The following is a 20,476-nucleotide window of genomic DNA, read 5'->3' on the forward strand; positions in this document are numbered from 1 at the left end:
AAAGAGAGGACACGAGATGCGCAAGGTCGTCATCACCGGGGTGGGGCTGGCTCTCCCGGGCGCCCGGACCGCGGAGCAGTTCTGGGAGCTGGTCGGCGCGGCCCGCCCGGCGGTCAGCGAGATCGACCGCTTCCCGACCGAGCAGTACACCGCGCACCGCGCCGGCGTCGCCGGGGACGAGGCGGTCGCCTCGATCCCGCTGCGGCTGCGCAAGCGGATGGACCGTTTCTGCCAGCTGGCCCTGGTCGCCGCGCAGGACGCGCTGGCCGCCTCCGGCCTGGACCCGGCCGAGGCCCCCGAGGGGGTCGGCGTTTACTTGGGCAACATGTTCGGCGGCTGGGAGATCACCGAGGAGAGCATGCGCCGGCTCTGCCAGGTCGGCTACACCGGCGTCAGCCCGTACATCGCCTCCGCCTGGTTCCCGACCGCCCCGCAGGGCCAGATCAGCATCAAGTGGGGGATCAAGGGCTTCTCCAAGACCATCGCGGCGGACACCGCCAGCGCCGCCGTGGCGATCGGCTACGCGGTGCGGGCGATCGCCGAGGGCCGCGCGGACGCGATGCTGGCCGGTGGCGCCGAGGCGCCGGTCACGCCGTACACCTACACCTTCTGCGAGACCAGCGGGCGGCTCAGCCCGGGCGACTACCGGCCGTTCGGCGCCGGTGCGGACGGCTACCTGGTGGGCGAGGGCGCGGTGGTCTTCACCCTGGAGGCCGAGGAGAGCGCCAGGGCGCGCGGCGCCGAGATCCTCGCCGAGGTCGCCGGGTTCGCCGCCGGGCACGCCGGCTCGGACCAGGTCTTCGGTCGCACCGGTACCGATGTGCTGACCCATGTGGCGCAGACCGCGCTGAAGGAGGCCGAGGTCGCCCCGCAGGACCTCGACCTGATCGCCCTGGACGCGCAGGGCACGGTCTACGCCGACGCCGGCGAGGTCCGGGCGGTGCAGGACCTGCTCGGCGCGGGCGCGGTCGACCGGGTGCCGTGCACCACCGTCAAGCCGGTCACCGGCCACCTGCTCGGCGCGGCCCCGGCCGTGGACCTGCTGGCCGCGCTGCTGGCGATCCGCAATGGGGCGGTGCCGCCGGTGGCGGGGATCACCGCGGGGGAGCGGGAGGCCACCGAGCTGGACCTGATCGTCGACGCCCCCCGGGTGCGGCCGGTGCGCACCGCGCTGGTCAACGCGCGCGGCGCGGACGGCACCGTGGCGGCCCTGGTGCTGCGCGGGCCGGCCGGCGACACGAACTGACGGTGCGTCAGAACAACGTCAGGAAAACCACATTCAACCAGTCGAGGGAGAACCCGAGATGAGTACCCAGACCCTGTCCACCTTCGACCGCCTCAAGGCCGTGCTGGTGGAACTCGGCATCGAGGCCGAGGAGATCGTCCCGGAGGCGCAGCTGCGCGCCGACCTGGACATCGACTCCGCCGAACTGGTGGAGACCGTCGCCTCGTTGGTGGGCGGCCAGGCCCCCGACGGCAAGGCGCTGAAGAACGTCCGTACGGTCGCCCAGCTGGTCGAGTTCCTGGACGGCCGGATCTGAGTCGCCGCGAGCCCGCCCGCTTGGCGGGCGAGACCGACGACCGCCGAGGAGAGGAGGCGTGTTGACATCCCCCTCCGGCTGAAGCCGGAGGTTCCAACCCTCGCGGGTCGGGCTTTCTGCTTCACAGCCGGTTGCCGACCTGGGATCACCAGCAAGGGACGGTGTGCCGCCCATCGGTCTTGCATCAGCTCCACAGACCTGACTTCCCGCCAGCCCGGCGGTAGGCCGATCCGAAACTTGGTTCTCGTCCCGAATCAGCGTGAGCAACTATCACACACAGTGACTCGAGGAGTAGGAGTGGCCGTCCGCCTTGACGGCTGAACGCCGGCTCTTGCCCCGCCATGCGGGAAGTCCGTTTCCTCCCCCGGCTGAAGCCGGGGGTATTCACGGAGGTATCAGATGACAGAGCACGAGGGCCCGCCGCCCGCGGTGCCCGGGCTCCGGCTGATCGACCTGAGCGTCATCGTCCAGGACACCCCGAGCGAGGCGACCCCGGTCGAGGTCGAGGTGCTCGACCACGAGACCGGCGCCGTCGTGCTCGGACTCGGTCCGGACGCGTTCCCGGACGGCATGGCGGTCTCCAGTGAGACCGTCACGCTGACCACCCACACCGGGACGCACATGGACGCGCCCCTGCACTACGGGCCGGAGTCCGGCGGTGCGCCCGCGAAGAGCATCGACCAGGTTCCCCTGGAGTGGTGCTACGGGCCGGGCGTGCGCCTGGACGTCCGCCATGTGCCGGTCGGCAGCGCGATCACGGTGGACCAGCTGATCGCCGCGCTGGACGAGGCCGAGCACGAACTGGTCCCGGGCGACATCGTGTTGCTCTGGACCGGCGCCTCGAAGCACTGGGGAACCGCGGAGTACCTCACCGAGTACGCCGGCCTCTCCGGGAAGGGCACCGCCTTCCTGGTGGAGCGCGGGGTCAAGGTGATCGGCATCGACGCCTGGGGGCTCGACCGCCCGATGGCCGCGATGGTCGAGGAGTACCACCGCACCGGTGACCGCGAGGTCCTGTGGCCCGCCCACATCTACGGGCGGGTCAGCGAGTACCTGCAGCTGGAGAAGTTGAACCGGCTGGAGGAACTGCCCGGCGCGACCGGCTTCATGGTGACCTGCTTCCCGGTCGCCGTGGCGGGCGCGGGCGCGGGCTGGACCAGGGTGGTCGCGATGGTCGGCCCGACCGGGCAGGCCCCCGCGCACACCGCCGCCCCCGCCTGGCCCGCCGCCGGGCTGGACGGGCGACAGCCGGACGGGCGAGAGGCGGACTGAGCCGTGGTGGTCCGCTTGGGGGTCGACGTCTCGGACGTCGCGGACTGGGCGGTACGGCTGCGGCGCACCCCGCAGGTGGCCGCGGTGGCGTTCACCGAGCGAGAGCTCGCCGCCACCGCGGCCGACCCGCGTGCGCTCACCGAGGTGTGGGCGGTCAAGGAGGCCGTGCTCAAGGCGCTCGGGACGGGCTTCGACGGGATCGGCTGGCGCGGGGTCGAGGTGGCGCCGCCCAGGGGCGGGGCCCGGGTGGTCCGGATCGCGGGCGGCCGCCACCCGCCGGGCTTTCCGAGGGTGCTGTGCGGCGCGGTGCGGGAGGTCGGGGCCTCGGTGCTGGCGGCGGTGGTCGCGGCCCCGGGCCTCGGCCACCGTCCGCCGCCGCGGCTGCGGGCCGCCCTGGTGGCGGTTCCGGACGGTCTGCCGCGCCGGGAGCGGCAGCTGGCCCACTCGGCGGCCGCCCGGCTGGCCGGACGGCGGGCCTGGGAGGATCTGTGCGCGGGCGTCGGCCGGACGGCCGGACGCACCCGCTGGGGCCGTACCGAGGCGGGCGCGCCGGTGCTGCGCACGGTGGACGGGCGGCGCGTCCCGGTGGCGCTGGCCCACGGTGCCGGGCTGGCGGCCGCTGTGGTGGCGCTGCCCGCTGCCCGGGAGTCGCGGGCGCCGGTGCGGAACGGGCCCGGTGATTCGGGCACGGGGTCTGGAAAATCATCTCTAGAGCTGACTATCATCGCGCATGACAATCTGCTCAAGGAGGTGACGGGCCATGCCTGAGACGGCGGACACCGCCCCGGCCCGGCGGCCCGAGCCCGGACCCGGCCGGCTGCTGCGCCTGGCGGCCGACCGGTTCTCCGACCGGCTGGCCGAGGCGCTCGCGGACCGCGGCGTGCGGCCCAAGGACCACGCCGTGCTGGCCACCCTGGTGGCCCAGGGCCCCAGCGCCCAGCAGGCCCTCGGCGAACAGCTCGGGATCGACCGGACCAGCATGGTCGGGCTGATCGACCAGCTGGAGGAGCAGGGCTGGGTGGTCCGTCGGCGCAACCCGGCCGACCGGCGCGCCTACCGGATCGAGCTGACCGAGTCGGGCGTCCGGCTCGCCGCCGAACTCGCCGCGCTGGAACGGCAGGTGGACGAGGACCTGCTGGCCGGCCTGGCCGCCGCGGACCGCGGCGCGCTGGAGCGGCTGCTCGACCTGCTGGCGGCATGACGAAGGCGACGGCGGCGTGACGAAGGCCCCCGGCCGCATGACGAAGGCAACGGTGGCATGACGAAGGCAACGGTGGCATGACGAAGGCCCGGCGCACGGACGCCGGGACACGTGAAGCTCACAAGCACCGAAGACTCAGAACGGGAAGCTCGGCACCGAGACGGCCGAGGCGCGGTAGACCTCGGCCCCCGGACACGCGACCTGGACGGTGTGCCCGCCGCCCGCGGTCGGCAGGGTGACCAGCACCGGCTCGTGGCCGAACCGCCGGTGGGCCAGCTCCACCCAGTCGACGGCCGGCCAGGCGCCGGAGGGCAGCCGCCCGACGGCATGGCGGCGCAGCAGCGCGAGCTGCTCGGAGCCCTGGTGCCAGGCCGTCAGCGCCCGGGTGCCGCTCGGGCCGGTGGGCGGCGCGAAGCGGGTGCGCCGGGCGCGGTGCGCACCGGGCCGAGCCGTTCGACCGGCCGATCCGGGCCCCGGCGGGCGGCCCAACCGGGCGGCCATCGCCTTGAGGAAGGCGTTCTCCAGGGCGGCACCGGGTGTCTCCCGTCCGCTCACCCCGAAGCTCGCCGCCTCACCGTCGCCGCGGTGCATCACGACCATGCCGAGCGCGAAGCCGACCGAGGTCCACAGGAACGCCTCCGCCGTCAGCCCCTGCGCGGGCAGCGCCCGGCGGACCTCCTCCGGCAGCCGGTCGGACAGCAGCACGGTGGCGTCGGTCAGCCGGGTGTGCGGGTGGCGCCACCAGCGGGCCGCGACGTCCAGCGCGAGCACCTCGGCGAGCGCCGGGCCGGGTGTGGCGGCGCCGTCCAGGACGGGTTCGCGCACAGCGGCGGGGACGGGGGCGGAGAAGAAGATCCGGGCCGGCACCAAGTAGCGCAGCCCGCTGACCGCGCCGACGCCGGAGAGCGCGGGCAGCGGCGGGGCGGCGCCGGGTTCGGCGCCGCCGGGGACGAAGTCCGCAGGGCACAGCGCCCGGACCGGGCCGGGCCCGACGGCCGTCGGGCCGTTGGCGGCCTCCTGCAGGGCGCGCGCCGCGTGGTAGCGGGCGAGTGCGCCGCGCCGGGCTTCCGCCGCGGTGAACCCGCAGGCGGAGACGGACATGGGGTGGCGGCCGCCGAGGTCGGTCACGGTCGCGCCGTGCACGGCGCCGTGCACCACGGACGTCCAGATGGTCTCCTCGACGGTCGTCGTCATCCTCGGCCTTCCTTCCTCCTGCCTTCCGGACCTCAGTGTGCGGGGCGGCCGACGGGTGCTCCATCCCCAGAACTGTGCAGGGTGGCCGGTGCGCTCCGCCCCGACCTGCGTACTTCGCCGGGGCCGCGGTTTGGTCCTGTCGGCGTCTAGTTCGGCTCAAGCTCCCAGGCCCCGGGCTTCCTTACGCTGCGAACAGCACAGCAACGGCAAGTGGGTGCTGGAGCAAGGGGGAAGAGCAAGGGATGAGCAGGCCGACCGGAGCAAGAGGCGGGGAAGCACCGCTGGTCCGCCGCCGCCTGGTCGAGGGCGGGCGGCACATCTCGTGGACGGCCGGCGGCGAGGGCCCGGCGCTGCTGGTCCTGTCCGGCTGGGTCTCGCACCTGTCGGTTGACTGGTCGGTCGGGCCGGTGGGTGACTTCCACCGGTCGCTGGCCGAGTCGTTCCGGGTGATCCGCTACGACCCGCCCGGGGTGGGGATGTCCGCGGAGGAGGAGCCGGACTTCTCCCGGGAGCGTCAACTCGCCGATCTGGTGGCGGTGGTGGACGCGTGTGCGGAGGAGCGGGTGATCGTGCTGGCGAGCGGACTGGCCGGTCCGCTGGCCCTGCTGTTCGCCTCCCGGTACCCGGACCGGGTGAGCCGGCTGGTGCTGTTCGGCACCGCGCCGTCCTTCACCGCGGACCGCGACCACCCGGACGGGCTGGCGAACGACCTGCCCGGCGCGGTGGAGCGGCTGGTCCGGGCGGACTGGCACCTCGGCTCCCGGCTGGTGGCCGAGCTGCTGCTGCCCGGGACCAGGCCGGACGAGGTCCGCTGGTACGCCGACTACCAGCGGATGTGCGCCCAGCCGGAGGCCGCCGCCGCGTTGTTCCTGGACTCCTGCGCGCTGAACGCGTGGTCGGAGCTGGCCGAGGTGGCCGTTCCCACGCTGCTGCTGCGTCGGGAGGACAGCTACCTGTGTCCGGCGGCGGTCGCCCGCCGGATGGTGGAGGCGCTTCCGGAGGCGGTGAGCCGGACCCTGCCGGGCGGGGCCTCGCTGCCGTACTTCACCGACCCGGAGACGGTGCTGGCCGAGCTCGCGGCGTTCGCCAACCCCGGTCGGGGACTGTTGACCGACCGCGAGCTGGCGGTGATCGGCCGGGCCAGGGACGGGCTCTCCAACCGGGCGATCGCCCGGATCCTGGGGATCTCGGAGCACACCGCGGCCCGCCACCTGGCCAACATCAACGTCAAGTTGGGGGTGAACAGCCGAGGTATGGCGGTGGCCAGGGCGATGGAACTGGCACTGATCTGACCCGGCCGCCGGGTCGCCCAGGATACTCGTATCCGATATAGTAAACGCGCATAGTAAGTGGAGAGAGGGGCCCACTGATGTGGGGGATCCCGTACATGCAGACCACCGAGCAGACCCCTGTCACGGAGGGAAAGTGAGCACCGCCATGAACCAGTCCGCAGTGCAGAACCAGCCGCAGGCCGACTTCGAGCGGCCCGCCAAGCCGGCCGAGAGCCCGGGCTTCCTGCTCTGGCGCGTCACCCTCTCCTGGCAGCGGGCGATCGCCGCGGCCCTCAAGCCGCACGACCTGACGCACGTGCAGTTCGTGCTGCTGGCCGGCGCAGGCTGGCTCGGCACCCAGGAGGGCCCGCCCACCCAGCGCCACCTGGCCGACCACTCCGGCACCGACCCGATGATGACCAGCCAGGTGCTGCGCACCCTGGAGAGCAAGGGCCTGGTCGAGCGGATCCCGGACCTGGTGGACACCCGCGCCAAGCGGGTGCAGGTCACCGAGGCCGGGGCCGCGCTACTGGAGAAGGCGATGTACGCGGTGGAGAAGGCCGACGCCGAGTTCTTCGCCCCCGTCCCGCGCAACGCCGCGCTCGCCGTGCTGTACGCGCTGTCCGACGAGTGGGGCCAGCCGCTCGCGGCCGGGCTGCCCAGCAACCGCAAGGAGGACTGAGCCATGGCCACGGAGGCGGCGGCCCTGCACTTGACGGACATCCGGCTGCCCGCCCGGGAGCCGTTCGACTTCCGGGCCTCGCTCGGTTTCATCGGCTCCTTCCCGGCGATGGCCGGCCAGCAGGGCACCGCGCAGGCGGCGCTCACGCTGGCCGTCCGGGAGGCCGGGACGACCCTGGGCGTGCGCCTCACGGCGGCGCCCGGGGCGTCCGGGCTGGACGGCCGGCTCGCCGCCGGTCAGCCGATCACTCCTGAGGCGGTGGCGGCGGTCACCGACCGGATCGACTTCTACCTCGGGCTCTCCGACGACCTGACCGAGTTCTACCGGCTGGCCCGGCAGGACGGGCCGTTCGCCCGGGTGGTGGAGCGGCTGCACGGCTACCACCAGGTCAAGTTCCCCTCGCCGTTCGAGCTGCTCTGCTGGGCGATCCTGTGCCAGCGGGCGCCGATGCCGGTGGCCCGTCAGATGAAGCGGGCGCTGGTCGAGGCGGTCGGCAACCGGATCGACGTGGGCGACGAGCGGCTCTGGGCGTTCCCGGACGTCGACCAGCTGGCCCGCTTCGAGGAGGCGGAGCTGGTCGCCCTGATCGGCAACCAGCGCAAGGCGAGCTACCTGCACCGCTCGGTGCGGCTCTGGGCGGAGCTGGACGAGCGGTTCCTGCGCACCGGGCCGTACCAGGAGGTCCGCGAGCAGCTGCTGAAGCTGCCCGGGATCGGCGAGTGGTCGGCGTCCTTCCTGCTGATCCGCGGGCTCGGCCGGATGGAGCGGATCGTGCTCGACAAGGAGATGAGCCGGGCGGTCCAGCGGGTCTACGGCCGCCCCGTCGACGAGGCGGAGTTCCAGGAGCTGGCCGAGCACTACGGGCCGTGGCAGGGCTACTGGGGGCACTACCTGCGCGTCGGCGGCTGACCGGACCCACGACAGAGCGCCCCACCGCGATCCGACTGCGATGGGGCGCTCTGCTGTTGACGGTACGTCAGCTCTTGGTCGGCTTGCGCAGCCCGACCAGGGCGGTCAGCGCGCCGGCCACGGCCAGGGCGGCCGCGGTGGCCATGCCCCAGCGGTCGCCGGCCAGCAGTGCATGGGTGTCCGGGTGCCCCGAACCGGCCAGGTGGTGTGCCCGCGAGGTGGCCACGGTGGAGATCACGGCCAGGCCGATCGCCCCGCCGATCTGCTCGCAGGTGCTCAGCAGGCCGCCGGCGGCGCCCTGGTCCTGGTCGGCGACGTTCTCCGTCGCGGCCAGGTTGATCATCACGATCGCCACCACACCGCTGAAGTTCACCACCACGGTGCAGGCCGATACGAACGGCTGGGTGCCGCTGGTCGGCAGGGTGGCCAGCACCCCGGTGGCGGCGGCCTGGAACAGCGCGCCGATGATCAGCACCCGGGTGGCGCCGAACTTCCGGGCCAGCGGCTCGGAGGCCGCGCCGGCCGCCAGCCCCGCCACCCCGGCGCCCGCGAAGGTCAGGCCGGTGCGCAGCGGGGAGAAGTCCATCACGTCCTGCAGGAACAGGGTGACGGTGTAGACCAGGCCGAAGAACGAGCCCATCATCAGCACATTGGCCAGGTTGGCCACCACCAGTCGGCGCAGCTTCAGCAGGTCGAGCGGCAACACCGGTTCGGTGCTGCGCAGTTCGACCGCGGCGAAGGCGAGCCCGCCGACCGCGGCCAGGGCCAGCGCGCCCAGCACCCGGGTGGAGGTCCAGCCCGTCACGCTGCTCTCGGAGAGCGCGAAGACCAGGGCCACCACCGAACCGGTGATCAGGACGGCGCCGGGCAGGTCCATCCGGCGCGGCCGGCGGCCGTCCCGGCCGGGGCCGAGCAGTCGGGCGGTGAGCACGGCGAGGACGGCGCCGATCGGCACGTTCATCCAGAACACCCAGGACCAGTTCAGGTACTGGGTGATGACGCCGCCGCCGACCACGCCGGAGACGAAGCCCGCGCCGAGCACCGCGCCCCAGGCGCCCATCGCCTGCTGGCGCTCCTTCTCGCCGGTGAAGGTGGTGGTCAGGGTGGCCAGAGCGGCCGGGGTGACGGCGGCCGCGCACAGGCCCTGGACGGCCCGCAGGGCGACCAACTGCCCCGGCGAGTCGGCGAGTCCGGCCAGCACCGAGGCGGCGGTGAAGCCGGTGAGGCCGAGCACCAGCAGGCGCCGGCGCCCGTAGAGGTCGGCGAGCCGTCCGCCGACGATCAGGAAGCCTCCGAAGGCGAGGACGTACGCGGTGACCACCCAGACCAGGTCCCCGGCGCGGAAGCCGAGGGCGCCCTGGATCACGGGCAGTGAGACGTTCACGATGGAGAAGTCCAGCGACATCATGAATTCGCTGAGGCAGAGCAGGAGTAGGACGATACCGTTGGCCGCCCGGTGGCCCGGGCCGGCTGCCGCGGCGGGCGACGGCGCCCCGGGAGGCGCCGTCTCCGTGGAAGTCCTGGACTCGATGATGGACACGTGCGCCTCCTGGGGTGGAGTGGAAGGGGGCGGATCAGGCCGCGGCGATCTCCGCGAGGCGGGCGACGGTGGCCGGGATGTCGGCGGTGACCGCCGGGCCGACGTGCGGGGCGACCTCGGCGGCGGCCGGGCCGGTGATCTCGACCCGGTGGGTGATCTTGGTGCGGCCGTCCGCCTGCGCCTCCAGGATGTGGATGAAGTGCAGGACCAGGCCGTTGACCACGGTCTCGTCGGTGAAGCGCTTGTTGGGCTCGGCCTCGATCAGGGTGAACGGGAAGCCGTCCTGGCCCTTGGGCTTCAGGTGGCCCTTGGTGCCCACCTCGAACGGGCCGTGCAGCTCGATCGCGTCCAGGCCCTGGTCCCAGCTCTCCCACTTGGTGGTGTCGCTGTAGAGGGCCCAGACCGCCTCAGGGGTGACGTCGGCGATCACGCTGTGCTCGTACTCCCACATGGGGGAAGTCCTTTCGTCGGTGATAAATCGATTCACATCGATCGGGAATTTGCTGCCCGACAATTCTTCACCGGCTTTTGCGGGACCCCCTCGAATCCCGCTTGAACGCCACTTGAGCGCCTCCGCCGGCGACTTCTGTATGCGGGCATATGGACTGCTCAGAGGAGGTAAGCGCGCCGATCCGGCGTCGGTATGCAGCGGGTTGCCGGAGCTTGACTGGAGCGCTGCATGGTTTTGGGGATGGCCTGCTCGAATTCCAGTGCGGAGTATGGGGGTTGTTCGGCGTCGACCGCCGAGAAATCCGAACGGCGCCATCCAGTGGAGCGAGGTCAGTTGCGATGAAACGGCGTCACCTGTTCGAGTTCGAGGATCTGTCCTGGTTTCCCGCGGTGCTGCGGAACCCGATCACCGACCTGCTGCGCGAGGCCATCGTGCTGCGCGGCGACGTGTACGCGCCGGTGGTGCCGCTGCTGGCCAAGCTGGTCCGCGAGCACGACATCAGCCGGATCGTCGACCTGTGTTCGGGCGGCTCCGGCCCCTGGACGGTGCTGAAGGGCCGGCTGGCCGAGGAGGACGCCGACGTCGAGCTGGTCCTCACCGACAAGTACCCCAACCGGGAGGCGCTGGCCGCGGCGGTCCGCGCGATCGGCGACGGCCGGACCCGCTTCGAGGCGCAGTCGGTCGACGCGACCGCGGTGCCCGAGCGGCTGTCCGGACTGCGCACCCTGTTCACCGGCTTCCACCACCTGCGGCCGCACCCCGCCCGCCGGGTGCTGAAGGACGCCTACCGGCGGCGCGAGGCCATCGCCGTGTTCGAGTTCACCGAGCGGCGCTGGGCGCCGATCCTGCTCACCGTCCCGCTCGGCCCGCTGCTGGTCTGGGAATGGGCGGCCCGGCTGCGGCCGGTCAGCTACAGCCGGCTGTTCTTCAGCTACCTCGTGCCGCTGGTGCCGCTCGCGTTCATGTGGGACGGCATCGCCTCCAACCTGCGCACCTACACCACTGAGGAGCTTCGAGAGATGGTGCACGACCTCGATGCGTCGGACTACTCCTGGGAGACCGGCGTCCTGAAGCCCGAGGGCCGTGGCGGACCGCCGGTCACCTACCTGATCGGTCGGCCCGTCGGCATCGAGGGCGGGAAGGGGGCGGACCGATGACCATCGCCCCGGAGCGGCGGGCCGCCGCCGGCCCCGCGAAGGCCTGGGCGGTCGCCACCGGCGGCTCCCCGCTCGGTGTCGCCCGCGGCTTCTCGAAGAACCCGATCACCCTGCTGACCGACGTGTTCGAGCAGTACGGCGACGCCGTCAAGGTGCGCTTCCTGGCCAACCAGTACTTCTACTTCCTCTCCAACCCGGACCACATCCGGCACGTGCTGGCCACCAACTCGGCCAACTACAGCAAGGCCCCGCACCCGGCCTTCCTGCTGCTCGGCCGGGTCATGGGCAAGGGCCTGGTGACCAGCGACGGAGACCTCTGGCAGCGCCAGCGCCGGCTGATCCAGCCCGCGTTCACCAAGCAGCGGGTCGCCACCTACGGCGACATGATGACCGGTGCGACGCTGCGGATGCTGGACCGCTGGCGCGAGCGCGACGCCCGCGGCGACGACAGCCCGGTCAACGTCGACGCCGAGATGATGCGGCTCACCCTGGACATCGTCGGCCAGACGCTGTTCAACATGGACATCATCAACGAGGCCGGCAAGGTCGGGACGGCCTTCAGCGAGGTCAGTGAGCAGTTCGCCAAGCTGCTCGGCAACCCCTTCGGCCCGCTGATGGTCAACATGCCCTTCCTGCCGAGCGTCAAGCGGTTCAACGCCAACGTCGCCGAGCTGGACGAGGTCATCCACGACATCATCACCAGCCGCCGCGAGCACCCCGTCGACACCGGGGACCTGCTCTCCCTGCTGATGGCCGTCACCGACGAGGACGGCGGCGTCGGGATGAGCGACCAGCAGCTGCGCGACGAGGTCATGACCCTGCTGCTGTCCGGCCACGAGACCACCGCCGACGCGCTGACCTGGACCTTCCACCTGCTCGCCGAGCACCCCGAGGTGCTGGAGCGGCTGGAGGACGAGGTCGACACCCAGCTGTCCGGCCGCACCGCCACGGTCGCCGACCTGCCGAACCTGCCGTACAGCAGGATGGTGATCCAGGAGGCGATGCGGCTCTACCCGGCGATCTACCTGCTGGCCCGCTGGGGCAACGGCCCCGACGAGGTGGGCGGCCTGCCGCTGCCGAAGGACGCCAGCATCACCATCTGCCCCTGGGTGGTGCACCGCCACCCCGACTACTGGCCCGACGCCGAGCGCTTCGACCCGGAGCGGTTCACCCCGGAGAACCAGGCCAAGCAGCACCACTACGCCTACGTCCCGTTCAGCGGCGGCCAACGCCAGTGCCTGGGTGTGCACTTCGCGCTGATGGAGGCGCAGCTCCTGCTCACCACCGTGGTGCAGCAGTTCCGTCTGCGGTCCGTGCCGGGCCACCGGGTGGTCGCCGGCCCGGTGATGACCCTCCGCCCCGAGGGCGGCCTGCCGATGTACGCCGAGCCGCGCAGCGGTTCCTGACGGACCGTCAGGGAGATCGAAGTCGCCGCAGCTTCCCAGCCTATGAACGTCCGATTGGAGACCCGAGCATGACCGCGCCCGCCACCACGCAGCCGTACCCGCAGAAGTACACCACCCCGTTCATCCTGTATCCGCCGGCGCTCTGGGAGAACCGCTCCGGCCAGGAGTTCCTGCCGCAGCTGGCGCTCGACCAGACCGGCCAGGACTACGTGATGTACCTGTCGATCCCGTTCTGCCGGGTGCGCTGCTACTCCTGCCCGTACTTCGTCGACCAGCTCTCCCCGCACGACCCGCGCAACAAGGAGGCGCGCTTCGTCGACGCGATCGTCGCCGACCTCGAGCGCTGGGCGTCCTACAAGCGCTTCCAGACCGGCAGCCTGCGCGCCATCTACATCGGCGGCGGCACCGGCTCGCTGCTCAAGACCGCGTACCTGAAGCGGATCCTGGACACCATCTTCGCCAACTACCCGGTGGCCAAGGACTACGAGCTCACCCTTGAGGGCAACGCCCGCGACTACACCCCGGACAAGCTGGACTACGTCGCCGACTCGTACATCAACCGGGTCAGCCTCGGTGTGCAGTCCTTCGACGAGAGCATCCTGCGGATCATCGGCTCCCCGCACGCCGCCCAGGAGTCCGTCAAGACCATCAACGAGCTGTCCTCGCGCGGCTTCAGCAACATCCAGATGGACATGATGTACAACCTGCCGGGCCACCGGCGGGAGATCTGGCAGCGCGACCTGGAGGTGCTGCGCGACCTCGACGTCAAGCACCTGACCACCTACCTGTACCGGATCCACCCCGGCACCCCGCAGGACAAGTTCATCAAGATGGGCAAGGTCGCCCCGCTGGTGGACAAGGAGTCGGAGTACGTCCGCAACATGTACCGCGACCTGGTCGAGGCCACCGAGAACATGGGCTTCCACAACTACATGTTCGACCACTTCTGCCGGCCGGGCTGGGAGAACGTCTACAACGAGTGGACCTTCCTGCGGAACAACGTCGAGATCCTCGGCGTCGGCCCCAGCGCCTACAGCTTCATCAACGACTACCGGGTCGGCGGCCGCAAGGACGTCGAGGGCTACATCGCCGCCGTCAACCGCGGCGAGCACTTCATCTCGGCCGTCTCCTCCCAGCTGAGCCCGCGGGTCCGCAAGGAGCGCTACGTGATGAACATCCTGCAGGCCTTCGCGGTCGACCTGAAGGAGTACGAGTTCCAGTTCGGCTCCAGCTTCCTGGAGGACTTCAAGCCCGAGGTCGAGCGGATCCTCAGCCGCGGCCTGGCCGAGCTCGCCGACGACAAGTTCACGCTCACCCAGCTGGGCCGTGAGTGGCACATGAACGTGATGCTCGAGTTCACCAACCCCGACTTCTGGGGCGAGACCACCGCGCTGGAGCACCCGCACTGGGCCATGAACACCCCGATGGTCGACCTGTTCGCCGGCCGCCGCGAGGACTGGCTCGGCGCCTGAGACCCGACCGTACGCACAACAGCCCAAGGAGCAAGCAGAGATGACCACCGTCAGCCCCACGGCCGGGCTCACCATCGACACCCACCCCGGGTTCGCCCACCGCACCGTGCAGACCCTCGTGATCGAGGCGCCGCTGGACGCCGTCTACGGGGCGCTGTTCGAGGTCCGTGAGTGGCCCCAGTACCTGCCGCACGTGCAGGAGATCGACGTCCGCTACGACGACGGACGCTACCAGGAGTTCTTCATGACGGTCGCCTCGGAGACCGACGGCTCCCAGCTGCGGGTCCGCTCGATCCGCAACTGCCGCCCGGGCGAGATCGAGTTCTTCCAGCCCGAGCCGCCGGAGTTCCTCAAGCACCACGGCGGGATCTGGCGCTTCACCCAGGCCGCCGACAACCCGGAGCACACCCACGTCGAGGTCACCCACGTGTGGAACCTCCACGAGGAGGTCGCCCCGCTGGTCTACCCGGCCACCGACGAGGCGAGCACCGAGGAGCAGGTGACGACCATGCTGGCCGGTCACTCCAAGCTGGCGCTGGACTCCTGGCGCAAGGTGCTCACCGGCAAGGGCGGGGAGTGACCGCCGTGGCCGCCATCACCGAGACCGTGGTCATCGACGCCCCGATCGAGGCCGCCTACGGCGCCTTCGCCGACCTGGACCGCTGGCCCGCGATCCTGCCGGACACCCTGGACGTCCAGGTGCTCTACTGCGACGGCTACAACCAGGAGTTCACCATGACGGTGGAGCGCCCCGGCGGTCAGGAGACCGTCCGCGGCGTGCGCTACTGCCGCGCCCCGTACGAGCTGGAGCTGGTGCAGACGACCCCGCCGCCGCTGCTGAAGCGGATGACCGGGCGCTGGAACTTCGTCGAGCAGGACGGTCGCACCACCGTCACCGCCACCCGCGAGTTCGAGCTGCTGGCGCCGCCCGCCGGCGACCCGGCCGCCGCGCCGGTGCCGGACGAGGCCGAGTTCGGCCGCCGGCTCTCCGGCCACCTGCAGCACAACCTGCAGCTGTTCCGCGAGGCGGTCGAGGCCGATGTCGCCCGCTGAGCAGGCCGGCCCCCTCGAATCGGTCGACGTGGCCGACCGCAGCGACCTGTTGAGCGTCAGTCGACCGGTCGCCGCCCCGGTGGCCGAGGTCCGGGCGCTGTTCTGGGACATCGCCTCCTGGCACGCCGTGTGGGACCGGATCACCTCGGTCCGGGTGCACTACGACGACGGCGCCCACCAGGAGTTCGACCTGGAGGTGGAGCGCGACGGCCGGACGGAGTTCGTCCGCACCGTCCGCTTCCTCGCCCCCGGCGGCGACATCGAGTTCTTCAGCCCCACCCCGCCGCCCGGCATGGCCGACCACGTCGGCGCCTGGCGCTTCACCGAGCAGGACGGCGGCTGCCTGGTCACCGCCGAGCGGAACTACGAGCTGCTCCCGGCCCAGCCGGGCGGCAGCCCGTCCGACCCCGCCCACCAGGACTACCGGGACGCCTACCGGCGTCGCTTCGAGGACCGCCTCGGCCGGATCCTGGACAGTTTCGTCAGCCACTTCGAGGCGGGCGCGCAGCCTGCGCCCGCCGCCCTGGGAGCCGCCGCGTGACCACCGATGTGATCGTGATCGGAGCCGGCCCGGCCGGCTCCACCGCGGCGGCGGCCGCGGCCAAGGCGGGCCTGAGCGTCCTGCTGCTGGACCGGGCGATGCAGCCCGCCCCGCACCTGCCCGAGTCGTGGTCCGGGGAGACCCTGCCGCTGCTGCGCGGGCTCGGCGTGGAGGACGTCAAGGAGGCCTTCGGGTCCGCCACCGGCGTGCGGTTCCTCAACGCCACCGGCCGCTTCGGCCTGGAGCTGACGCTGTCCCGGGCGGCCGGCTGCGACCTGCCGGCCGTGGTCCGGCTGGACCGCTCCAAGTTCGACAAGATCCTGGTGGACAACGCGATCCGCCAGGGCGCGAGCTACCGCCCGCTGCACACCGTCACCGACGTCGAGTTCGCGGCGGACGGCAGCGGCGTCAAGCTCACCGCGGCCACCCCGGCCGGGATCGCCGAGCTCTCCGCCCGGTACGTCATCGACGCCAGCGGCAAGTCAGCCCTGGTCTCCCGGGCGCTCGGCACCCGGGAGGAGCCCGAGCAGCAACTCGACCCGCGAGAGGCGGTGTTCAGCCACTTCAAGCCCGAGCGCGAGCACGAGCTGGCGGTCGAGGGCACGATGACCATCATCGGGATCACCCACGGCTACGTGTTCGTGATCCCGATGGGCGGCGGCCGGGTCGGCGTCGGCGTGGTGGTCGGCGACGAGCACGCCCAGCGCTACGGCGGCGACATCGAGTCGCTGTTCTGGGCCGAGGTCGACGAGGCCGCCCCGTTGCAGACCCTGCTGGCCGGTGCCGACCAGCTGCTGCCGGTGCTGCCCGCGCTCAACCGGCGCTTCCGCGCCACCGAGCTGGCGGGGGAGTCGTACGCGATCGCGGGCGACGCCGCGGCCTTCCTGGACCCGTTCTTCTGCAGCGGCATCGACATCGCCGTCCAGGCCGGGCTGTTCGCCGGCCAGGCGGCCGTCGACACCCTGGCCGCCCCGGGCGCCGAGGAGCGCTCCGCGGTGGCCGCCGGCTACCAGGAGAAGGTCGGCGCGCTGATCAAGGGCGCGGACGCGGCCGGCGAGGCCACCTTCGCGGACGGCGCCCACCAGCAGCTGCTGATCGGCCTCGCCGACCCGCACCTGCCCACCGTGCTGCCGCTGGCCGCCCTGCTGCAGAGCACCCTGCGGGGCAGCGCCGAGGAGCCGCCCGGCTCGCCGCGCGAGCTGATCGGCGGCGTCCGCGAGCAGTTCAGCCTGCTGTAACGGCCCGCCCCGCACCACGAAAGAGAGCGAGGACAACCGCAATGATCCCCGTGACCGGAGGCATCGACATCAGGGGCGACCTCGCCACGGTCGGCGCCTACCTCGGGCACATGCCCAACCTGACCGAGTGGACCACCTTCTTCCAGGCCGTCGACGGCGAGAAGGACGGCAGGTTCCAGGTGCAGTCCGTGATGGGCCCGATCGAGACCTGGATCACCGGCACCGAGAGCGCCGGCGCCCGCCGCTACGTCATCCACTCGCTGATCCGCGGCCAGGAGGAGGAGGCCGAGCTCGACCTCCAGGAGCACGCCGAGCACGTGGCCGTCCGCTTCACCGTCAACCTGCCGCCCCACGTCGACGAGGACGTGGTGGTCGGGCAGCGCAACGAGATGGCCGAGGAGCTCGTCCAGCTCAAGCGGCTGCTCGAAGCGAGCTGATCAGCCCCCGGCCGGTCCCCGCCGCCCCACCGGCGGGGACCGGCCGCCGTTTCCCCGCCCGTCCGCTTGTCCGTCCCAGTCGCCAACCACTTACGGAGCACCCATGGCCCGCCGCCTGTTCACCTCCGAGTCCGTGACCGAAGGCCACCCCGACAAGATCGCCGACCAGATCAGCGACGCCATCCTGGACGCGCTGCTCGGCCAGGACCCGACCTCCCGGGTCGCGGTCGAGACGCTGATCACCACCGGCCAGGTGCACATCGCCGGTGAGGTCGCGACCTCCGGCTACGCCGACATCGCCGCGATCGTCCGGCGCACCGTCCTGGAGATCGGCTACGACAGCTCGCAGAAGGGCTTCGACGGTGCCTCCTGCGGCGTCTCCGTCTCCATCGGCTCGCAGTCCCCGGACATCGCCCAGGGCGTCGACGCCGCCTACGAGTCCCGGGTCGAGGGCGCCGAGGACGAGCTCGACAAGCAGGGCGCCGGCGACCAGGGCCTGATGTTCGGCTACGCCTGCGACGACACCCCCGAGCTGATGCCGCTGCCGATCGCCCTGGCGCACCGGCTGTCCAAGCGCCTGTCCGAGGTCCGCAAGAACGGGACCATCCCCTACCTGCGCCCCGACGGCAAGACCCAGGTCACCATCGAGTACGACGGCGACCGCGCGGTGCGCCTGGACACCGTGGTGGTCTCCTCGCAGCACGCCGCCGACATCAGCCTGGAGGGCCTGCTCGCCCCCGACATCCGCGAGTACGTGGTCGAGCCCGAGCTCGCCTCGCTCGCCATCGACACCAGCGACTACCGGCTGCTGGTCAACCCGACCGGCCGCTTCGAGGTCGGCGGCCCGATGGGTGACGCCGGCCTGACCGGCCGCAAGATCATCGTGGACACCTACGGCGGCATGGCCCGCCACGGCGGCGGCGCCTTCTCCGGCAAGGACCCGTCCAAGGTGGACCGTTCGGCCGCGTACGCGATGCGCTGGGTCGCCAAGAACATCGTCGCGGCCGGCCTGGCGCGCCGCGCCGAGGTGCAGGTCGCGTACGCGATCGGCAAGGCCGAGCCGGTCGGCCTGTTCGTCGAGACCTTCGGCACCGAGACCGTCCCGGTGCTGGCCATCCAGGAGGCCGTCACCAAGGTCTTCGACCTGCGCCCCGCCGCGATCATCCGCGACCTGGACCTGCTGCGGCCCATCTACGCCCAGACCGCCGCCTACGGCCACTTCGGCCGCGAGTCGGAGGAGCTGACCTGGGAGCGCACCGACCGCGCGGCGGAGCTGCGCACGGCCGCCGGCCTCTGATCCACCGACTGATCCACCGACTGATCCACCGACGAGGGCCGATGTCGGGCCGAAGCACGAGAGCCGAAGCACGAGAGCCGAAGTACGAGAGGGGAAGTACGTTGACCATCCTTCAGAGCGGACTCGCCGATCGTCTCGGCACCGTCGTCGGCAGCCCGACCCCGCCGCCCGCCGCGGTCCGGGCCCCGGTGCACCCCCGGACCGCGGCGGTCGGGCCGCAGATGAGCTCCGCCGTCGAGCAGTTGGCCGCCAAGCACCGGGAGGCCTACGACGGGCCGAGCGCGGACGCCACCGAACGCCAGCACGCCCGGGGCAAGTTGACCGTCCGGGAACGGCTGGACGTACTGTTCGACGACGGCACCTTCGTCGAACTGGAGCCGCTGCGCCGCCACCGCGCCCAGGGCCTCGGGCTGGAGGACCGCAAGCCGTACACCGACGGCGTGGTGGTCGGCTGGGGCGAGGTGCACGGCCGGACGGTCTTCGTCTACGCGCACGACTTCCGGATCTTCGGCGGCGCGCTGGGCGAGGCCCACGCGCAGAAGATCCACAAGATCATGGACATGGCCCTGGCCGCCGGTGCGCCGCTGGTGTCGCTGAACGACGGCGCCGGCGCCCGCATCCAGGAGGGCGTCACCGCCCTGGCCGGCTACGGCGGCATCTTCCAGCGCAACACCAAGGCCTCGGGGGTGATCCCGCAGATCTCGGTGATGCTCGGCCCGTGCGCCGGCGGCGCCGCGTACTCGCCGGCGCTGACCGACTTCGTGTTCATGGTCCGCGAGACCTCGCAGATGTTCATCACCGGCCCGGACGTGGTCCAGGCGGTGACCGGCGAGAAGGTGAGCCAGAACGGCCTGGGCGGCGCCGACGTGCACGCCGAGGTCTCCGGGGTGGCGCACTTCGCCTACGACGACGAGCAGACCTGTCTGGAGGAGGTCCGCTACCTGCTCTCGCTGCTGCCGCAGAACAACATGGAGATGCCGCCGGTCGAGCTCTCCGGCGACCCTGCCGACCGCCGCTGCGAGGAGCTGCTCGACCTGGTGCCGGTCAACGGCAACCAGCCGTACGACATGCGCCGGGTGATCGCGGCGATCGCCGACGACGGCGAGTACCTGGAGCTCCAGGAGCGCTGGGCGAACAGCGTGATCTGCGCGCTGACCCGGCTGAACGGCTCGGTGGTCGGCATCGTCGCCAACCAGCCGCAGTCGCTGGCCGGGGTGCTGGACATCCACTCCTCGGAGAAGGCCGCGCGCTTCGTCCAGCTCTGCGACGCCTTCAACATCCCGCTGGTGACCATGCTCGACGTGCCGGGCTTCCTGCCCGGCGTGGACCAGGAGCACGGCGGCATCATCCGGCACGGCGCCAAGCTGCTGTACGCGTACTGCAACGCCACCGTGCCGCGGATCCAGCTGATCCTGCGCAAGGCCTACGGCGGCGCGTACATCGTGATGGACTCCCGCTCGGTGGGCGCCGACCTGTCCTTCGCCTGGCCCACCAACGAGATCGCGGTGATGGGCGCGGAGGGCGCGGTGAGCGTGATCTTCCGCCGGGAGATCGCCGGCTCCACCGACCCGGTGACCACCCGCGACCTGCTGATCCAGGAGTACCGCGAGGAGTTGATGCACCCGTACTACGCGGCCGAACGCGGCCTGGTGGACGACGTCATCGACCCGGCCGAGACCCGCCGGATACTGATCCGCTCGCTGGCGGTGCTCCGCTCCAAGCACGCGGAGCTGCCCCGCCGCAAGCACGGCAACCAGCCGGTCTAGGGCCTGTCTCCCGGGTCCTTGCCTGATCCGACACAACCCAAGAGACGG

General features: G+C 71.8%; 21 protein-coding genes. 18 read left to right on the top strand and 3 right to left on the bottom strand.

The genetic code is table 11. From position 1 onward, the window contains the following. The first annotated feature begins 16 nt into the window (after positions 1 to 16). The 5 genes from ACH4E7_RS29280 to ACH4E7_RS29300 all read left to right on the top strand — a co-directional run bounded on the left by ACH4E7_RS29280 (position 17) and on the right by ACH4E7_RS29300 (position 4,014). The gene (locus tag ACH4E7_RS29280) at positions 17 to 1,246 is read left to right on the top strand and encodes a beta-ketoacyl-[acyl-carrier-protein] synthase family protein (RefSeq protein ID WP_396252067.1); all 1,230 of its coding nucleotides are present in this window, start codon (positions 17 to 19) and stop codon (positions 1,244 to 1,246) included. A gap of 58 nt (positions 1,247 to 1,304) precedes the next feature. Continuing rightward, positions 1,305 to 1,541, top strand: coding sequence for a phosphopantetheine-binding protein (locus tag ACH4E7_RS29285; protein ID WP_350743348.1), 237 nt, complete (start codon positions 1,305 to 1,307; stop codon positions 1,539 to 1,541). Between the two features lie 399 nt (positions 1,542 to 1,940). Beyond that, positions 1,941 to 2,813 (top strand): cyclase family protein, encoded by an 873-nt coding sequence (locus ACH4E7_RS29290; protein WP_396252068.1) that lies wholly within the window; start codon positions 1,941 to 1,943, stop codon positions 2,811 to 2,813. Between the two features lie 3 nt (positions 2,814 to 2,816). Continuing rightward, positions 2,817 to 3,581, top strand: a complete 765-nt coding sequence (locus ACH4E7_RS29295) for a 4'-phosphopantetheinyl transferase superfamily protein (RefSeq protein ID WP_396252069.1) — start codon at positions 2,817 to 2,819, stop codon at positions 3,579 to 3,581. Then, a complete protein-coding gene (locus ACH4E7_RS29300; protein ID WP_396252070.1) occupies positions 3,574 to 4,014 on the top strand; it encodes a MarR family winged helix-turn-helix transcriptional regulator in 441 nt (146 codons plus the stop codon). The genes ACH4E7_RS29295 and ACH4E7_RS29300 overlap by 8 nt, the downstream gene beginning before the upstream one ends. A gap of 135 nt (positions 4,015 to 4,149) precedes the next feature. Here the strand turns inward: ACH4E7_RS29300 and ACH4E7_RS29305 are convergent, their stop codons facing one another. After that, positions 4,150 to 5,208 carry a hypothetical protein gene (locus tag ACH4E7_RS29305; RefSeq protein ID WP_396252071.1) on the bottom strand — a complete coding sequence of 353 codons (1,059 nt, stop codon included), beginning with the start codon at positions 5,206 to 5,208 and terminating at the stop codon, positions 4,150 to 4,152. A 242-nt stretch (positions 5,209 to 5,450) separates the two neighbouring features. On the opposite strand from ACH4E7_RS29305, the gene ACH4E7_RS29310 reads away from it, so the two are divergent. From ACH4E7_RS29310 to ACH4E7_RS29320, 3 genes are all read left to right on the top strand, one after another. Next, complete coding sequence (locus ACH4E7_RS29310) at positions 5,451 to 6,500, top strand: alpha/beta fold hydrolase (protein WP_396252072.1); 1,050 nt, start codon at positions 5,451 to 5,453, stop codon at positions 6,498 to 6,500. A 145-nt stretch (positions 6,501 to 6,645) separates the two neighbouring features. Then, on the top strand, positions 6,646 to 7,161 hold the full coding sequence (locus ACH4E7_RS29315) for a MarR family winged helix-turn-helix transcriptional regulator (protein WP_396252073.1): 516 nt from the start codon (positions 6,646 to 6,648) through the stop codon (positions 7,159 to 7,161). Positions 7,162 to 7,164: 3 nt separating this feature from the next. Then, the gene (locus ACH4E7_RS29320) at positions 7,165 to 8,070 is read left to right on the top strand and encodes a DNA-3-methyladenine glycosylase family protein (RefSeq protein ID WP_396252074.1); all 906 of its coding nucleotides are present in this window, start codon (positions 7,165 to 7,167) and stop codon (positions 8,068 to 8,070) included. A 67-nt stretch (positions 8,071 to 8,137) separates the two neighbouring features. On the opposite strand, the gene ACH4E7_RS29325 is transcribed toward ACH4E7_RS29320, so the two are convergent. Both ACH4E7_RS29325 and ACH4E7_RS29330 read right to left on the bottom strand, forming a co-directional pair. Beyond that, positions 8,138 to 9,610 carry an MFS transporter gene (locus tag ACH4E7_RS29325; protein WP_396252075.1) on the bottom strand — a complete coding sequence of 491 codons (1,473 nt, stop codon included), beginning with the start codon at positions 9,608 to 9,610 and terminating at the stop codon, positions 8,138 to 8,140. Positions 9,611 to 9,644: 34 nt separating this feature from the next. Then, positions 9,645 to 10,061, bottom strand: a complete 417-nt coding sequence (locus tag ACH4E7_RS29330; protein WP_355676474.1) for an SRPBCC family protein — start codon at positions 10,059 to 10,061, stop codon at positions 9,645 to 9,647. Between the two features lie 338 nt (positions 10,062 to 10,399). On the opposite strand from ACH4E7_RS29330, the gene ACH4E7_RS29335 reads away from it, so the two are divergent. The 10 genes from ACH4E7_RS29335 to ACH4E7_RS29380 all read left to right on the top strand — a co-directional run bounded on the left by ACH4E7_RS29335 (position 10,400) and on the right by ACH4E7_RS29380 (position 20,428). After that, on the top strand, positions 10,400 to 11,218 hold the full coding sequence (locus tag ACH4E7_RS29335; protein WP_396252076.1) for a hypothetical protein: 819 nt from the start codon (positions 10,400 to 10,402) through the stop codon (positions 11,216 to 11,218). Further along, positions 11,215 to 12,624 carry a cytochrome P450 gene (locus ACH4E7_RS29340; RefSeq protein ID WP_396252077.1) on the top strand — a complete coding sequence of 470 codons (1,410 nt, stop codon included), beginning with the start codon at positions 11,215 to 11,217 and terminating at the stop codon, positions 12,622 to 12,624. The genes ACH4E7_RS29335 and ACH4E7_RS29340 overlap by 4 nt, the downstream gene beginning before the upstream one ends. Positions 12,625 to 12,692: 68 nt before the next feature. Next, entirely contained in the window at positions 12,693 to 14,096 is a 1,404-nt protein-coding gene (locus ACH4E7_RS29345) for a coproporphyrinogen-III oxidase family protein (RefSeq protein WP_396252078.1), read from the top strand. Between the two features lie 40 nt (positions 14,097 to 14,136). Next, positions 14,137 to 14,676 carry an SRPBCC family protein gene (locus ACH4E7_RS29350; RefSeq protein WP_396252079.1) on the top strand — a complete coding sequence of 180 codons (540 nt, stop codon included), beginning with the start codon at positions 14,137 to 14,139 and terminating at the stop codon, positions 14,674 to 14,676. A 5-nt stretch (positions 14,677 to 14,681) separates the two neighbouring features. Beyond that, entirely contained in the window at positions 14,682 to 15,149 is a 468-nt protein-coding gene (locus tag ACH4E7_RS29355; protein WP_355676469.1) for an SRPBCC family protein, read from the top strand. Then, positions 15,136 to 15,690, top strand: coding sequence for an SRPBCC family protein (locus ACH4E7_RS29360; protein ID WP_396252080.1), 555 nt, complete (start codon positions 15,136 to 15,138; stop codon positions 15,688 to 15,690). Before ACH4E7_RS29355 ends, ACH4E7_RS29360 begins: the two co-directional genes overlap by 14 nt. Beyond that, the gene (locus ACH4E7_RS29365) at positions 15,687 to 16,928 is read left to right on the top strand and encodes an NAD(P)/FAD-dependent oxidoreductase (RefSeq protein ID WP_396252081.1); all 1,242 of its coding nucleotides are present in this window, start codon (positions 15,687 to 15,689) and stop codon (positions 16,926 to 16,928) included. Before ACH4E7_RS29360 ends, ACH4E7_RS29365 begins: the two co-directional genes overlap by 4 nt. A 41-nt stretch (positions 16,929 to 16,969) precedes the next feature. Next, positions 16,970 to 17,365 carry a hypothetical protein gene (locus ACH4E7_RS29370; RefSeq protein WP_355676466.1) on the top strand — a complete coding sequence of 132 codons (396 nt, stop codon included), beginning with the start codon at positions 16,970 to 16,972 and terminating at the stop codon, positions 17,363 to 17,365. A 103-nt stretch (positions 17,366 to 17,468) separates the two neighbouring features. Next, positions 17,469 to 18,662 (top strand): methionine adenosyltransferase, encoded by a 1,194-nt coding sequence (metK, locus tag ACH4E7_RS29375; RefSeq protein ID WP_396252082.1) that lies wholly within the window; start codon positions 17,469 to 17,471, stop codon positions 18,660 to 18,662. Between the two features lie 221 nt (positions 18,663 to 18,883). Next, a complete protein-coding gene (locus tag ACH4E7_RS29380; protein WP_396252176.1) occupies positions 18,884 to 20,428 on the top strand; it encodes an acyl-CoA carboxylase subunit beta in 1,545 nt (514 codons plus the stop codon). The last annotated feature ends 48 nt before the right edge of the window (positions 20,429 to 20,476 follow it).

Origin of the sequence: Kitasatospora sp. NPDC018058 (assembly GCF_044327205.1) — a bacterium.
Taxonomy (GTDB): domain Bacteria; phylum Actinomycetota; class Actinomycetes; order Streptomycetales; family Streptomycetaceae; genus Kitasatospora.

What these genes read in the sequence shown, in the direction of transcription:
- ACH4E7_RS29280 (WP_396252067.1), top strand. Translation starts at nt 17, where the DNA reads ATGCGCAAGGTCGTCATCACCGGGGTGGGGCTGGCTCTCCCGGGCGCC.
- ACH4E7_RS29285 (WP_350743348.1), top strand. Translation starts at nt 1,305, where the DNA reads ATGAGTACCCAGACCCTGTCCACCTTCGACCGCCTCAAGGCCGTGCTG.
- ACH4E7_RS29290 (WP_396252068.1), top strand. Translation starts at nt 1,941, where the DNA reads ATGACAGAGCACGAGGGCCCGCCGCCCGCGGTGCCCGGGCTCCGGCTG.
- ACH4E7_RS29300 (WP_396252070.1), top strand. Translation starts at nt 3,574, where the DNA reads ATGCCTGAGACGGCGGACACCGCCCCGGCCCGGCGGCCCGAGCCCGGA.
- ACH4E7_RS29305 (WP_396252071.1), bottom strand. Translation starts at nt 5,208, where the DNA reads ATGACGACGACCGTCGAGGAGACCATCTGGACGTCCGTGGTGCACGGC.
- ACH4E7_RS29310 (WP_396252072.1), top strand. Translation starts at nt 5,451, where the DNA reads ATGAGCAGGCCGACCGGAGCAAGAGGCGGGGAAGCACCGCTGGTCCGC.
- ACH4E7_RS29315 (WP_396252073.1), top strand. Translation starts at nt 6,646, where the DNA reads ATGAACCAGTCCGCAGTGCAGAACCAGCCGCAGGCCGACTTCGAGCGG.
- ACH4E7_RS29320 (WP_396252074.1), top strand. Translation starts at nt 7,165, where the DNA reads ATGGCCACGGAGGCGGCGGCCCTGCACTTGACGGACATCCGGCTGCCC.
- ACH4E7_RS29330 (WP_355676474.1), bottom strand. Translation starts at nt 10,061, where the DNA reads ATGTGGGAGTACGAGCACAGCGTGATCGCCGACGTCACCCCTGAGGCG.
- ACH4E7_RS29335 (WP_396252076.1), top strand. Translation starts at nt 10,400, where the DNA reads ATGAAACGGCGTCACCTGTTCGAGTTCGAGGATCTGTCCTGGTTTCCC.
- ACH4E7_RS29340 (WP_396252077.1), top strand. Translation starts at nt 11,215, where the DNA reads ATGACCATCGCCCCGGAGCGGCGGGCCGCCGCCGGCCCCGCGAAGGCC.
- ACH4E7_RS29345 (WP_396252078.1), top strand. Translation starts at nt 12,693, where the DNA reads ATGACCGCGCCCGCCACCACGCAGCCGTACCCGCAGAAGTACACCACC.
- ACH4E7_RS29350 (WP_396252079.1), top strand. Translation starts at nt 14,137, where the DNA reads ATGACCACCGTCAGCCCCACGGCCGGGCTCACCATCGACACCCACCCC.
- ACH4E7_RS29360 (WP_396252080.1), top strand. Translation starts at nt 15,136, where the DNA reads ATGTCGCCCGCTGAGCAGGCCGGCCCCCTCGAATCGGTCGACGTGGCC.
- ACH4E7_RS29370 (WP_355676466.1), top strand. Translation starts at nt 16,970, where the DNA reads ATGATCCCCGTGACCGGAGGCATCGACATCAGGGGCGACCTCGCCACG.
- metK (WP_396252082.1), top strand. Translation starts at nt 17,469, where the DNA reads ATGGCCCGCCGCCTGTTCACCTCCGAGTCCGTGACCGAAGGCCACCCC.
- ACH4E7_RS29380 (WP_396252176.1), top strand. Translation starts at nt 18,884, where the DNA reads ATGAGCTCCGCCGTCGAGCAGTTGGCCGCCAAGCACCGGGAGGCCTAC.